The organism is Arthrobacter sp. EM1, from assembly GCF_029964055.1.
In the GTDB taxonomy this organism is placed as follows: domain Bacteria; phylum Actinomycetota; class Actinomycetes; order Actinomycetales; family Micrococcaceae; genus Arthrobacter.
In genome coordinates this window covers 3,698,024-3,710,960 of record NZ_CP124836.1, presented here as the reverse complement: position 1 = coordinate 3,710,960, position 12,937 = coordinate 3,698,024, and the positions used below count along the sequence as shown (strand labels likewise).

General features: G+C 66.6%; 12 protein-coding genes. 7 read left to right on the top strand and 5 right to left on the bottom strand.

Annotation, left to right across the window (positions count from 1 at the left end; translation table 11 throughout):
- Positions 1-57: 57 nt before the first annotated feature.
- The gene (locus tag QI450_RS17200; RefSeq protein WP_226773824.1) at positions 58-1,122 is read left to right on the top strand and encodes a diacylglycerol kinase family protein; all 1,065 of its coding nucleotides are present in this window, start codon (positions 58-60) and stop codon (positions 1,120-1,122) included.
- Here QI450_RS17200 and QI450_RS17195 read toward each other — a convergent pair.
- The 3 genes from QI450_RS17195 to QI450_RS17185 all read right to left on the bottom strand — a co-directional run bounded on the left by QI450_RS17195 (position 1,119) and on the right by QI450_RS17185 (position 2,758).
- Complete coding sequence (locus QI450_RS17195; protein ID WP_226773823.1) at positions 1,119-1,340, bottom strand: hypothetical protein; 222 nt, start codon at positions 1,338-1,340, stop codon at positions 1,119-1,121. The two genes, QI450_RS17200 and QI450_RS17195, sit on opposite strands and share 4 nt — an antisense overlap.
- Before the next feature lie 92 nt (positions 1,341-1,432).
- On the bottom strand, positions 1,433-2,413 hold the full coding sequence (gene pheA / locus QI450_RS17190; protein ID WP_226773822.1) for a prephenate dehydratase: 981 nt from the start codon (positions 2,411-2,413) through the stop codon (positions 1,433-1,435).
- 18 nt (positions 2,414-2,431) lie between these two features.
- Complete coding sequence (locus QI450_RS17185) at positions 2,432-2,758, bottom strand: rhodanese-like domain-containing protein (protein ID WP_226773821.1); 327 nt, start codon at positions 2,756-2,758, stop codon at positions 2,432-2,434.
- Positions 2,759-3,031: 273 nt separating this feature from the next.
- Here QI450_RS17185 and QI450_RS17180 point away from each other — a divergent pair, with 273 nt between their 5' ends.
- The 4 genes from QI450_RS17180 to QI450_RS17165 all read left to right on the top strand — a co-directional run bounded on the left by QI450_RS17180 (position 3,032) and on the right by QI450_RS17165 (position 8,183).
- Entirely contained in the window at positions 3,032-4,474 is a 1,443-nt protein-coding gene (locus tag QI450_RS17180) for an amidase (RefSeq protein ID WP_282468054.1), read from the top strand.
- 110 nt (positions 4,475-4,584) lie between these two features.
- Positions 4,585-5,697, top strand: a complete 1,113-nt coding sequence (locus QI450_RS17175; RefSeq protein ID WP_282468053.1) for an alcohol dehydrogenase catalytic domain-containing protein — start codon at positions 4,585-4,587, stop codon at positions 5,695-5,697.
- Between the two features lie 151 nt (positions 5,698-5,848).
- Positions 5,849-7,318, top strand: a complete 1,470-nt coding sequence (locus tag QI450_RS17170) for a peptide MFS transporter (RefSeq protein ID WP_226773098.1) — start codon at positions 5,849-5,851, stop codon at positions 7,316-7,318.
- A 4-nt stretch (positions 7,319-7,322) separates the two neighbouring features.
- Positions 7,323-8,183 (top strand): phosphotransferase, encoded by an 861-nt coding sequence (locus tag QI450_RS17165; RefSeq protein WP_226773099.1) that lies wholly within the window; start codon positions 7,323-7,325, stop codon positions 8,181-8,183.
- A 19-nt stretch (positions 8,184-8,202) separates the two neighbouring features.
- Here the strand turns inward: QI450_RS17165 and QI450_RS17160 are convergent, their stop codons facing one another.
- A complete protein-coding gene (locus tag QI450_RS17160; RefSeq protein ID WP_226773100.1) occupies positions 8,203-8,769 on the bottom strand; it encodes a DUF4190 domain-containing protein in 567 nt (188 codons plus the stop codon).
- 133 nt (positions 8,770-8,902) lie between these two features.
- Here QI450_RS17160 and pgm point away from each other — a divergent pair, with 133 nt between their 5' ends.
- Positions 8,903-10,576, top strand: coding sequence for a phosphoglucomutase (alpha-D-glucose-1,6-bisphosphate-dependent) (gene pgm / locus QI450_RS17155; protein WP_226773101.1), 1,674 nt, complete (start codon positions 8,903-8,905; stop codon positions 10,574-10,576).
- A gap of 193 nt (positions 10,577-10,769) precedes the next feature.
- Here pgm and QI450_RS17150 read toward each other — a convergent pair whose 3' ends face one another.
- Positions 10,770-11,375 (bottom strand): malonic semialdehyde reductase, encoded by a 606-nt coding sequence (locus QI450_RS17150; RefSeq protein WP_226773102.1) that lies wholly within the window; start codon positions 11,373-11,375, stop codon positions 10,770-10,772.
- Positions 11,376-11,591: 216 nt separating this feature from the next.
- Between QI450_RS17150 and QI450_RS17145 the strand changes: the two genes are divergently transcribed.
- The gene (locus QI450_RS17145; RefSeq protein ID WP_226773103.1) at positions 11,592-12,929 is read left to right on the top strand and encodes a solute carrier family 23 protein; all 1,338 of its coding nucleotides are present in this window, start codon (positions 11,592-11,594) and stop codon (positions 12,927-12,929) included.
- The last annotated feature ends 8 nt before the right edge of the window (positions 12,930-12,937 follow it).

The following is a 12,937-nucleotide window of genomic DNA, read 5'->3' as shown; positions in this document are numbered from 1 at the left end:
GGCGCCTGCACCGGGCAACCAAATCACCGCCCACCGGCGGGATAGTGTTGGAGCACAATGCGTGACTGGCTGCTCTATCTCGTCATCGCTGGAGTTCTGGCGTTTGCCGCCTCCAGCTGGTGGGGAGTGCGCAAGCTCAAAGCCAGGCACAGCCGCAGCACCGTGTCGGAGGAAACGCACAGCCCAGGCCTGGGCCAGCAGAAGGTCGCAGTGGTGATGAACCCGATCAAGGCCCGATCAGGCGAAGCCCGGACACTGATAGCGAATGCGTGCGCAGCAGCGGGCTGGGCGCCGCCGCAGTTTTACGAAACTACTGCCGCGGACCCGGGCTTCTCGCAGGCGCGGGCCGCTGTCCAGTCCGGCGCCGACGTCGTACTGGTGGGCGGCGGCGACGGCACGGTCCGGGTGGTGGCGGACATTCTGGCCGGCACGGAAACCGCCATGGGCCTGATCCCGCTCGGCACCGGCAACCTGCTGGCCCGCAACATCCACCTGGACGTGGGCGACCTGCGCGCGAGCGTCCAGACTGCCCTGTTCGGTCAGCAACGCTTTATTGATACGGCGCGGATGACGGTGGAGAACGCCCGCACCAACGAATCGGCGGAACACACCTTCCTGGTCATCGCCGGCATCGGAATGGACGCAGAGGTCATCGGCGACACCAATGACGGGCTCAAGAAGGCTGTGGGCTGGCTGGCTTACACCGAAGCGGGGGTCCGGCATCTCCCGGGCCGCCGCAAGAAGGTGACCATCTCACTGGACGACCAGCCGGAGCAGAGCCGGAAGATCCGCAGCGTACTGTTCGCGAACTGCGGGTTGATCCCCGGCGGGATTGATTTCATCCCGCAGGCGATGATTGATGACGGGATGCTCGACGTGGTGGTGATGAGCCCGCGCAGTGCGATCGGCTGGCTGGCGATGTACTGGAAGATTGTGCTCAAACACAAGAGAAACCTGCCGGTGATGGCGTTTTACCGCTCCGGAAAGATCATCATCCGCTGTCCGGAACCAATGCCCACACAGGTCGACGGCGATCCGTCCGGAGAGGCCACGAAGGTCACCGTACAGGTTGCCCCGGGCTCGCTGCTCGTCCGCGTCAAGAACGGCACCGAGCAAGGCTAGGCGCTGGTTTCCGTCGCCGCCGCTGCGGACTTTTTCGCCTCCGCGGCAGCCTTGGCCGCGCGCGCCTCGGACTGCTCCCGGATCATTGCCTGCTCCTCTTCGAAGCGCAGCCGGTCTGCACGGTCGGCGTCGTCGCCGTCCCAGTCCTGATTGTCAGCGGTCGGCTTCGGGTTCACGATCATTCCCTGGCCGTCATTTTCAAGGCTGGTATCTGCCATAACCTGCTCCCTCGTAGCGGACTTCCCCAATATGGATCAGGCAAGCATACGCACAGTTGCAGAGGGGCGGAAGTGCGGCATGCGGCATTTGTCTACGCTGTGGGCGAAGCGCCCGACGTATATACCGGCACCACTGATGCTCCCGAGAGTATGTCTTTTACCCAGGCATGGGCGGCACGGAAGGCCTGGTCCGAGGTGTGTGGCTCCACTGTGGTGCGCTGGCCGTCCGCGCGTCCGTAAGACCCGAGGAAACGGGTTGCCGGGCTGATCCGGTGCAGGCCGGCGAGGGCATCTGCAACCCGGGCATCCGCCACGTGTCCGTCGGCGTCAATGCTGAAGAAGTAGTGGCCAAGGTATTGGCCGGTAGGCCGTGATTCGATCCGGCTCAGGTTCACGCCGCGGGTCGCGAACTGGTCAAGGATTTCCATCAATGCACCGGGGCGGTCTTCGGGCAGCGGAACCACGACCGTGGTCTTGTCCGCGCCGGTGGGTTCGGTCAGCCGGCCGGGCCGGCCGACCAGCACAAAGCGTGTCACCGCACCCGGGTTGTCCCCGATATTCTCCGCCAGGACGTGGAGTCCTGGCTGCTTCGCGGCCACAATCGGGGCGCAGATGGCGGCGTCGTAGTGGATATCGCCTTCGAGCAAGCCCATCGCCGCTGCAGCGGTGGAGGAACCCGGGATATATTCAGCATTAGGAATATATTTTTCTGCCCACAGCCGGCACTGCGCCCAGGCGTGGCCGTGGGTGGAGATCCGGCGGATATCTTCAATCCGGGTGCCGGGCCGGGCCACCAGCACAAAGCTGATCGATACCAGGGCTTCGCGCAGGATCCGGAGTTCCTGTCCGGTGGCGATTGCGTCCAGGGTTGCCGTGACGCCGCCTTCCACGGAGTTCTCGATCGGCACCATGGCGGCGTCGGCAGAGCCGTCGCGGACCTTATCCAGCGCCGAGTTGACGTTCGAGGACGGAATACGGATTGCTTCCGCAGCATCGGGAACCTGCATCAGGGCAGCCTCGGTGAAGGTGCCCGCGGGTCCGAGGAAGGTATACGTCACAGGTGATGCGGGCATCGGCGCTTCTTTCTTCAGCTACAGGATGACGGGCTTGAGTCCGTTGTCGGACACCAGCGGCATTCCGGTTTCCAGCCACTGGTCCATGCCGCCGGCCACATTCAGGGCGGAATACCCCTGTCCGGATAGCCACTGGGCGGCGCGCAAGGAACGGCCACCGGTGCGGCAGATAACAAAAACGTCCTCGTCCGGGTCGAGGTCCTCAAGCCGCGCCGGGAGCTGGTCCAACGGGATGTGGAGGGCGCCGGCCGCGTGGCCCGCCACCCACTCGTAGTCTTCGCGGACGTCGAGGATCCGGGCCCCTTCCGGGATGTCGGACACGGTCACTGTGTCAAAGTCGCTCATGGTCGTCCTTCCGCAGAATGAATGGTCAACCTTCAGCGTATCGCCACCGGCCAGCGCCGCACCCCTACCCGGCGGCAGGTTACGCTTCTGGGATGGCGCACCGGAGACCCACTGGCACAGGGGACATGTCCAGTTCCCACCCGCGCGCATGTCCTCCCCCGGATGCGGGGCCTGGGCATACGCCCAACGTGTCCGCCCGTGGGCCCGGGGAGTGGGCAGGTGCACCGAAGCCGAGGGCCAGGGCGGCCGGGCGAGCGCTGGAGCCGCGTTCCCTTGGCTGAAATCCATGAATTGACCGCCGTCGAGCTGCGCGATGCCCTTCGCGGGGGCGAACTGTCGGCGCGGCAGGCCGCCGGCCACTTCCTGGACCGCATTTCGGCGATAAACCCGCACCTTGGCGCGTTTATCACCGTCACGGCCGAGCAGGGGATGGTCGACGCGGCGGCGGCCGATGACCGCTACGCCCGATCCGCCCGGGACGGTGCCGGGCTGCCGCTGCTGCACGGGGTGCCGGTGGCGTTTAAGGACCTGACAGACGTCGCCGGAGTTATCACCACCCACGGCAGCGCAGCGCTGGAGCATAAACCCGCCCTGCTCGACGGCGCCCTGGCTGCCAAGCTCAAAGGCACGGGCGTGGTCTCGCTGGGGAAAACGCAGGTGCCGGAGTTCGGGCTGACGGCCTACAGCGAGAACCGGATCGCGCCGCCCTCCCGCAACCCGCATGCGTTCAGCCGCAGCTCGGGCGGATCCTCCGGTGGAAGTGCAGCTGCGGTGGCCGCCGGCCTGGTGCCGTTCGCGCCGGGATCCGACGGCGGCGGCTCGGTCCGCATTCCGGCTGCCGCCTGCGGACTCGTGGGACTCAAACCGGGGCGGGGGCTGGTTCCCGCGGGGGAAAGCACGGGGGATGCCGCGGGGCTCGTCGTCTCCGGTCCGCTGGCCCGCTCGGCCGCCGACGCTGCCCTGCTGCTGGACGCGCTCAAGCCCGCCGGTCCGCAGCGGGTCCGCCGGGAGGGCGCACCGGGCTACCTGGAAGACTCAGCGCGAAAACCACGGACACTGCGCGTTGGCGTCAGCCTGGACAGCCCGTGGCAGACGATTTTCCCCTTCACCCCGGACCCCGAGGCCCTCGACGCACTTGCTGAAGGCGTCCGGTTGCTCGAAGCAGCGGGCCACGAGACCTCCGATGCCTCCATCCGCTACGACAACCGCTACCCGGATGCGTTCACCACGGCCTGGACCGCCGCCGTCGGCAGCGCCCGGATCCTGCCCCAGCGCGAGGCGCTCCTGACGCCCCTCACCCGGACCTTCCGGCGCCGGGCCCAGCAGCGGAGTCCCGCGAAACTCGCCGAATCCCTCGCGTTCCTGCGCCGGTTCCAGCGGGACACGATCGCCCAATACACCGGCTGGGACCTTATCCTGACGCCGGCGTTGGCCCAGACCCCCCGTCCGGTTGGCTGGTTCACCGGAACTGCCCACGGCAACGGCTACTGGCCAGCGGCCGAATGGGCCGGAGACGCTGACGGCGACTACCGCAAGCAGTGCGAGTATGCACCGTGGTCCTCGATGGTAAACGTATGCGGGCTGCCCGCGATCACCCTTCCGGTGCACTGGACCGGCGGCGCGGCCGGCTCGGGGCTGCCGATGGGAATCCAGCTGATCGGGCCGATGGGCTCCGAGGCCCTGCTGCTGCAACTTGCCACACAGCTGGGCTTCTAGCCTCCCGCCGGGATGAGCCGGGATGATTTCCGCGGACGCGGCCGATACGGTGGAGCTGGTCAACGCCAGGACATGTCCACTCTCTGAAGGCTCCCAACTGAAAGGGAACAATGAAGATCACCGGTGCTGTACTCGAGGAAATCGGGCGCCCCCGCCCTTTCGCTGACTCCAAGCCCATCACCATCTCCGAGCTGGAGCTGGACGGTCCGGGGCCCACCGAGGTCCTGGTGAAGATCGAAGCCGCCGGCATCTGCCACTCGGATCTGAGCGTTGTGGACGGGAACCGGGTGCGCCCGGTGCCGATGCTGCTGGGGCATGAGGCTGCGGGACGCGTCGTCGAGGTCGGCTCGGAGGTCAAGGACCTGGCGCCCGGCCAGCGTGTTGTGATGTCCTTCCTGCCCCGCTGCGAACGGTGCCCGAATTGCGGGGAAGATGGGCGGCTCCCCTGCACCGCTGGTTCCAGGAGCAACGGCGAAGGTACCCTCCTGCACGGATCGATGCGGTTGGGCCGCGGCGGCGAAAAGATCTACCACCACCTGGGCGTCTCCGGCTTCGCCACCCACGCCGTTGTGGACCGCGCCTCGGCCGTCCCGGTCGATGATGACATCCCGGCGGACGTCGCCGCCGTCCTCGGCTGCGCCGTGCTGACCGGCGGCGGTGCGGTGCTGAACGCGGCCCGGCCCCGGCCGCAGGACAGTGTGATGATCGTGGGGCTCGGAGGCGTTGGTATGGCCGCGCTGATCACCGCGGTTTCGCAGGGGGTCTCGCGGATCGTCGCCGTGGACACGCTCGAGGAAAAGCTCGAACACGCCCGCCGTCTGGGCGCCCACGAGACCTACACCCCGCAGCAGGTCCTGGCGGAGGGCATCAAGGCCCGGTACGTGATCGAATGCGCCGGTAACCCGCGCGCCTTCGAGACCGCCTTCGCCGCCACCGCTGTGGGCGGCACCACCATCACCGCGGGCCTGCCGCACCCGGACGCGCGCGCCCAGATCTCGCCCCTGACCATCACGGCGGAGGCCCGGACCATCGTCGGCAGCTACCTTGGCTCAGCAGTGCCGTCCCGGGATATTCCGAAGTACGCCCAGCTCTGGCGGGAAGGAAAACTGCCGGTCGAGGGGCTGATTTCGTCCCGCATCGCACTGGCGGACATCAACCAGGCCATGGACCAGCTGGCCGACGGAAAAGCGGTCCGCCAAGTCATCATGTTCGACGCCGGGTAGCCTGCCCCCACCCGCCGTTCCCACCGGGTGAGGCTACCGGGTCCCAAACGCCGCATCGGAAACGTCATCCAGTGACAGCGCACCCCGAAATGACTTGCCCCGGGGCGCCGCGAATGTGACAATCCCGCGACACACTGTCAGCATTAAGTAAATGAGCACAACTCATTTAACTGATCCCCCCGCTACAACGCCGGGCGATACCTCCTTTTTTGGCCACCCAAAGATGCTGGCCAGCCTCTTCTCCGTAGAAATGTGGGAGCGCTTCTCCTTCTACGGAATGCAAGGCATCCTCCTCTACTACATGTACTTCACGGCTGCCCAGGGCGGCCTGGAGATTGAACAGGGCCTCGCCGCCAGCCTCGTCGGCGCCTACGGCGGCGGGGTGTACCTCTCCACCATCCTCGGCGCCTGGCTCGCGGACCGGCTCTTCGGTTCGGAGCGGGTACTGTTCGGCTCCGCCGTGATGATTATGGCCGGGCACATCGCCCTGGCCCTGGTCCCCGGCATTCCCGGCCTCATCGCCGGCCTCGTGCTGGTGGGTGTCGGTTCCGGCGGCCTGAAGGCCAATGCCACCGCGCTGGTTGGCAGTCTCTACCGGGAGAAGGACGAACGCCGCGACGCCGGCTTCTCTATCTTCTACATGGGCATCAACGCCGGCGCCCTGATCGGCCCGCTGGTCACAGGCTGGCTGCAGGAAAGCCAGGGATTCCATTGGGGCTTCGGCGCCGCCGCCGTCGGGATGGCATTGGGCCTCGGCGTCTACGCCCTGGGCCGCAAGAAGCTGCCCGAGGAATCCCAGCGTGTGGCCAACCCGCTGCCCGCTGCGGAGCGCACCAAGTACGGCATAGTCTTCGCCGGCATTGCCGCCGTCATAGCTGCGCTGCTCGCCACCGGCGCTGTGAACGCGCAAAACCTTGCCATGTCCATGGCCTACGCCGCAATCGGCGCCTCGGTGCTGTACTTCATCCTGATCTTCAGCAGCAAAAAGGTGGACGGCACCGAACGCCGGCGCGTGGCGGCATTCATCCCGCTGTACATCGCCTCGGCCGCGTTCTGGGCCCTCTTCCAGCAGCAGTTCACCTTCATCGCCGTGTACTCGGAGGAGAAGCTGGACCGCAACCTGTTCGGCTGGGAAATGCCGGCCGCCTGGGTGCAGTCCATCAACCCGGTGTTTATCATCATCTTCGCCGGTATTATGGCCGCACTCTGGACTCGGCTGGGCCGCAGGCAGCCCGGCTCGGCACTGAAGTTCTCGATCGGCCTCTTTGTGATGGGGCTGGCCTTCCTGGCCTTTATTCCGTTGGCTGGGGAAGGCAAAACTCCGCTCCTGGCACTTGTGGGAATCCTGTTCCTCTTTACCCTCGCGGAACTGTTCCTTTCGCCCATCGGCCTGTCGGTAACCACAAAACTGGCGCCCAAGGCCTTCCACACGCAGATGGTGGCGCTGTTCTTCCTCTCGGTGTCCCTGGGCACCACCCTGGCGGGCATTTTGGCCGGCTTGTACAACCCGGAGGATGAACTTCCGTACTTCATCGGCATCGGCGGGACCGCCATGCTGCTGGCCGTTGGCATGGCAGCTGCCTCGCCGGCGATCAAGAAGCTAATGGGCGGCGTACGCTGAGCCGATGAGCTCCAGGCATCGCCCGTCAATTGAGTCCCGCGTCTACATCCCCGCCCCCGGCGAGGCGTCCGACGTCGAACTGATGCCGGCGGGCGATGTCACCGACGGCGTGGTGCGGGTGGGCGGAACCATCCGCCGCCCGCACCAGCCGCAGTCACTGGCCGTCGCGGCATACCTCGATTGGCTCGAAGACGCGGAATTCGACGCCTCGCCGCGGTTCCTGGGCCGGGATGCGGCCGGCAGGGACGTCCTGACCTTTGTGCCCGGGCAGTGCGCGGGGTCCGTTCCGGAGTTATGGGTGCAGTCCGAGGAACTGCTGGTGTCCGTGGCCCGGATGCTGCGCCGACTGCATACGGCCTCGTCCGGCTACATCCCGAGGGAACACCCGTTCCCGCCCAAAGCCGTCCGGCCGGACAGTCCGGACAGCGCCGGGCGCACCTTGGTGTGCCACTTGGATGTGACGCCGCAAAATGTTGTGGTCCGCGGCGGGGTGGCGGTGGGCCTGGTGGACTTCGACCTTGCCGGGCCCTCAACGGCCTTTAAGGATTCCTTTAATACGGCGATGCACTGGACACCGCTCCACGACCCGGCCGACCTCTGGCCAGGTTGGGAGTGCACAGACCCGTTCCGTCGACTCCGGCTCTTCGCCGACGCCTACGGCTGGGATGACGGCGAACGAGGGCGGTTGCCGGCCGTCGGCATCGAGGCCATGGCACTGAGCCGTGAACGGATGCGGCACAACGCCGCGGCACTCGGCGGCGGCTGGGCCCGGATGTGGAACGACGGCGTGGGTGAGCTGATCGGCCGCCGCGCGGCGTGGCTCGAAGCCAACGCCGACGCGCTGGTGGCGGCGCTGACGGCCTAGTTGGCCGCTGGCCCGGACTTCAGACCGCAACGCCGGTGTAGCGGACACTACCGGCCACGATCGAGATGATCACGATCACCAGGACGGTCAGGGCGATGCCCACATAGCCCAGGACAAGCCCGGCGATGGCCATGCCTTTTCCGCCGGGCTCGCGCCTCAGCGCCAGATGCCCCAGGATGACGGCCGCAATCTGGGGCAGGATAAAAAATCCCAACCCCACAAGGGCGGCGATGCCGCAGCATAAGCTGGCAATGCTCAGGCCCTTGGGTTCGGCGGGGAGCCCGTAATATGCCGGCTGGCCGTAGGCGTTAAACGTGCCGCCGGCCTGCCCATACGGGCCGGCCTGCCCATACGGGCCGGCCTGCCCATACGGGGCGGGCGGACCGTACGGGGCGGGCGGACCGTAGGGAGGCTGCCCGTCCGGCTGTTGCGGTGCCGCAGCATAGGGCGCGCCGTAGGGTGCGGCGGGCTGGCCGTAGCCCGGGGCGGGCCAGCCGTGCTGCCCCCCTCCCGGTCCCTGCCCTGTGGCCGCCGGACCGTAGCCCTCCGGTGTGTCGCCGTTGCCGTGTTTTGGCTGCTCGGTCATGGATTTCCCCTCTTGAAGCCTCTGGACCCAGAGTACCGCCGGGCTGTTCCGCGGGCAGGCCATTTCTTCGTCATAGGAGCCGCAATCCGCCGAAATCGTGTTGACTGCCCCTTCGGTCTGGCATGCTGGTGCCATGGCTAGCCGCGCGGGCACTGTTGCCCAACCCCAAGACCTTGTTGACATCACTGCGCTACTGGATGCGTACTACGACGTATCCCCCGATCTGACGGACCCGGGCCAACGGGTGGCCTTCGGCACCTCCGGCCATCGTGGCTCCAGTCTGAAGGCCTCCTTCAACGAACCCCACATCCTTGCCATCACCCAGGCAATCGTGGAGTACCGGGCAGGCCAGGGCATCACCGGACCCCTGTACCTGGCCAAGGACACCCACGCGCTCAGCGAACCAGCCCAGAATTCGGCCCTCGAGGTGCTCGCGGCTAACGGCGTGCACGTGCTGATCGACGCCCGGCACGGCTACACACCCACCCCGGCGCTGAGCCACGCGATCCTCACGCACAACAACAACTCTGCCGCCGGCGCCCCCCAGGCTGATGGCATCGTGGTGACCCCCAGCCACAACCCGCCCGGCGACGGCGGGTTTAAGTACAACCCCCCGCACGGCGGGCCTGCCGACACCGACGCGACCGGCTGGATCGCCAACCGCGCCAACGAACTGCTGGAAAACGGGCTGCGCGGCGTTAAACGGATTCCCCTCGCCGAGGCGCTGAGCGCCGGCACCACGGGCAAGTTCGACTTCCTGTCCAGCTATGTGGACGATCTCCCCTCCGTCCTGGACCTCAATGCAATCCGGGAGGCGGGCGTCCGGATCGGCGCCGACCCGATGGGCGGCGCATCGGTGGACTACTGGGGCGAGATCGGCGAACGCCACCACCTGAACCTCACAGTGGTCAATCCCACCGTCGACCCGCAGTGGGCCTTTATGACACTCGACTGGGATGAAAAGATCCGGATGGACTGCTCCTCGCCGTCGGCGATGGCCTCACTGATCAACAGGATGGCTGCTGGTGCGGACGGGTCCGCTGCCTTCGACGTCGCCACCGGAAATGACGCCGACGCCGACCGGCACGGCATCGTGACGCCCTCTGTTGATGGACAGGGCGGGCTGATGAACCCGAACCACTATCTCGCCGTTGCGATTGACTACCTGTACCGGCACCGGACCGGCTGGAACCCGCAGTCCGTGATCGGCAAGACGCTGGTGTCCTCATCCATCATCGACCGGGTGGCTGAAAGCCTGGGACGCAAGCTGGTTGAGGTGCCGGTCGGTTTCAAATGGTTCGTCCCCGGGCTCCTGTCCGGGGAGGGGGCCTTCGGCGGCGAGGAATCTGCCGGCGCATCGTTCAACAAAAAAGACGGCAGCGTGTGGACCACGGACAAGGACGGCATCCTGCTGGCCCTGCTGGCCTCGGAGATCACAGCGGTGACAGGCAAGTCGCCGTCGCAGCTCTACCAGGGCCTCACCGAACAATTCGGCGACCCGGTCTACGCACGGATCGACGCAGCGGCCACCCGGGAGCAGAAGGCCGCACTCGGCAAGCTGTCGCCGTCGGACGTTACCGCCACGGAACTGGCAGGTGAAACAATCACGGCCAAGCTGACCGAGGCGCCGGGCAACGGGGCGGCGATCGGCGGGCTTAAGGTCGTCACGGAGAACGCCTGGTTCGCGGCCCGTCCGTCCGGTACCGAGGACGTTTACAAAATCTATGCCGAGTCCTTCAAGGGCGCGGAGCACCTCAAGCAGGTCCAAGCCGAGGCAAAGGCGCTGGTGGACGGCGTCATTTCCTGACCGGGCACACCTGCGGCCGTTGGGCCCTGTTTTAGGGCCCCCAGGAGGGATAAACTCAGGTGCGGCCCCGGATGCGGCCGTGCGCTCAACCGCAGAATTGCGTCCCGAGTGCCTCCGGCCTGTCCCCCATGGTGCCGGAGGCACCTCCGCGCCTGGACACCGCCGGGACCACCCCCTCGCCGGCGGCTTCCCGTCAGAGCGTGCGGACAACGTCCTCGTAGGCGAACTTCGGCTTCGGGGCACCCCAGGCATCCGCGGCCGGCTGCCCGATATTAACCACCAGGAAGCTCCTTTGGCTGCCGTCGGGGAAAAACGCCGCATCGATAGCGGTGAAGTCTGCACCTGTCATGGGTCCGGCGGAGAAGCCAAGGGACCGGACGGCGAGGATAAAGTAGCCGGCCTGCAGGTGGGCGTTGTTGTTCCCGGTGGCCGCGGCGAGGTCCGGGGCGGCGTCGTACATGGCTTTGGGCGCGTTGTAGCCGGGAAGGAAGTTTTCCCACTGTTCCTGCCAAGACGTGTCGTAGCCCAGAACGGCGACAAGGGGCGCGGAGGCTGTTTTGGCGCGGTTGCCGTGGGCAAGGGTTTCGACAAGTGCCGCGCGTGCTTGCTCAGACCGGATGTACGTCACCCGGAGCGGCTGCGAGTTGAACGCGGTGGGACCAAACTTGGTCAGCTCGTAGATGGCCCGGGCCTGTTCGTCAGTGACCTCACCGGTAAACGTGCTCGCGGTGCGGGCCTCGGCAAAGATGGCGTCCACTGCTGCGGCGCCGATTACTGCTTCGTCATGGGCGATGGTCATGGGCATCCTTTTCGCTTGGCGTACCCGCCGGGTCGGCGGCCACTGAGTGCTGTCTTTAGTTGCAACTTCAACTTCTTGCCGTTCCTTCCCGCAATGCCCTGTGACCTCCGGCACGGACCTGCCGGCGGTGACACGGGCCGGAATCAGGGGCGCGGTAAAGTTGCTCCGGAAGATTCCTTCCCGCCCCACGCCACATATTCTCTGAAAGGCCCGGCAATGAGCATGCTCGGTACCAAATGGAAGCTCCACGGCAACGGCAGGTCGGTCCGCCCCGGTGAGGTTGTGAAGCCCGATGAGCGCCTGGCCTGGCCGCTGACCATCGGGATCGGGATGCAGCACGTCGTCGCCATGTTCGGTGCCACCTTCCTCGTCCCGATCATCACGGGCATGCCGCCGGCCACCACCCTGTTCTTCTCCGGTATCGGCACCCTGCTGTTCCTGGTTATTACCAGGGGCCAGGTGCCGAGCTACCTCGGGTCCAGTTTCGCCTTTATCGCGCCGATCATGGCCTCCCAGCAGCAGTACGGCGTTGCCGGCGCCCTCGGCGGCGTGGTGCTGGCCGGAGCCGGGCTGGCCATCATCGGCGCCGTGGTGCAGAAGTTCGGTGCCGGCTGGATCAACCGGCTGATGCCGCCCATCGTGACGGGCGCCATCGTGGGTCTGATCGGCCTCAACCTCGCGCCCGCAGCGAAGAACAACTTCGATGCGGCCCCCATCACCGCCCTCATCACGCTGGCCACGATCATCGTCGTCAGCGTCTTTTTCCGCGGCATCCTGGGCCGGCTGAGCATCCTGGTCGGCGTAGTGCTCGGCTACTTCGTGGCGATGATCCGCGGCGAAGTGGACTTCGCCAAGATGGACTCCGCTGCCTGGGTGGGGCTGCCGTACTTCCAGACCCCGGAATTCCACCTCGGTGTGGTGGGCTTGTTCGTGCCGGTGGTCCTGGTGCTCGTAGCGGAGAACATCGGCCACGTGAAGTCCGTGTCCGCGATGACCGGCCAGAACCTCGACGGCGTCTCCGGGCGTGCGCTGATGGCCGACGGCGCTGCCACTGTGCTTGCTGGCTTCGGCGGCGGCTCCGGAACCACCACCTACGCGGAAAACATCGGCGTGATGGCCGCCACCAAGGTCTATTCGACGGCGGCCTACTGGGTGGCGGGCCTTTTCGCAGTCGTGTTGAGCTTCTCACCGAAGTTCGGCGAACTCATCGCCACCGTCCCGGCGGGCGTGCTGGGCGGGGCGGCGACGATGCTCTATGGCATGATCGGCGTCCTCGGGGTCAAGATCTGGGTGCAGAACAAGGTTAACTTCGCCAACCCGGTAAACCTGACCACGGCCGCCGTCGCGCTCATCGTCGGGATCGCCGACTACACCTGGACCATTGGCGACCTGAAATTCACCGGCATCGCCCTCGGCTCCGCCGCGGCCCTCGTGATCTACCACGGCATGAAGGCCATCGCAACGGCCCGGGGTACCGTTGCCGAGCCCGAAACCGAGACTGTGGCCCCCGCCGCGGCGACGCCGGGCAGGCGCGCGCCGAAGAAGCGCCGCTAACGGCCGCT

What these genes read in the sequence shown, in the direction of transcription:
- QI450_RS17200 (WP_226773824.1), top strand. Translation starts at nt 58, where the DNA reads ATGCGTGACTGGCTGCTCTATCTCGTCATCGCTGGAGTTCTGGCGTTT.
- QI450_RS17195 (WP_226773823.1), bottom strand. Translation starts at nt 1,340, where the DNA reads ATGGCAGATACCAGCCTTGAAAATGACGGCCAGGGAATGATCGTGAAC.
- pheA (WP_226773822.1), bottom strand. Translation starts at nt 2,413, where the DNA reads ATGCCCGCATCACCTGTGACGTATACCTTCCTCGGACCCGCGGGCACC.
- QI450_RS17185 (WP_226773821.1), bottom strand. Translation starts at nt 2,758, where the DNA reads ATGAGCGACTTTGACACAGTGACCGTGTCCGACATCCCGGAAGGGGCC.
- QI450_RS17175 (WP_282468053.1), top strand. Translation starts at nt 4,585, where the DNA reads ATGAAGATCACCGGTGCTGTACTCGAGGAAATCGGGCGCCCCCGCCCT.
- QI450_RS17170 (WP_226773098.1), top strand. Translation starts at nt 5,849, where the DNA reads ATGAGCACAACTCATTTAACTGATCCCCCCGCTACAACGCCGGGCGAT.
- QI450_RS17165 (WP_226773099.1), top strand. Translation starts at nt 7,323, where the DNA reads ATGAGCTCCAGGCATCGCCCGTCAATTGAGTCCCGCGTCTACATCCCC.
- QI450_RS17160 (WP_226773100.1), bottom strand. Translation starts at nt 8,769, where the DNA reads ATGACCGAGCAGCCAAAACACGGCAACGGCGACACACCGGAGGGCTAC.
- pgm (WP_226773101.1), top strand. Translation starts at nt 8,903, where the DNA reads ATGGCTAGCCGCGCGGGCACTGTTGCCCAACCCCAAGACCTTGTTGAC.
- QI450_RS17150 (WP_226773102.1), bottom strand. Translation starts at nt 11,375, where the DNA reads ATGACCATCGCCCATGACGAAGCAGTAATCGGCGCCGCAGCAGTGGAC.
- QI450_RS17145 (WP_226773103.1), top strand. Translation starts at nt 11,592, where the DNA reads ATGAGCATGCTCGGTACCAAATGGAAGCTCCACGGCAACGGCAGGTCG.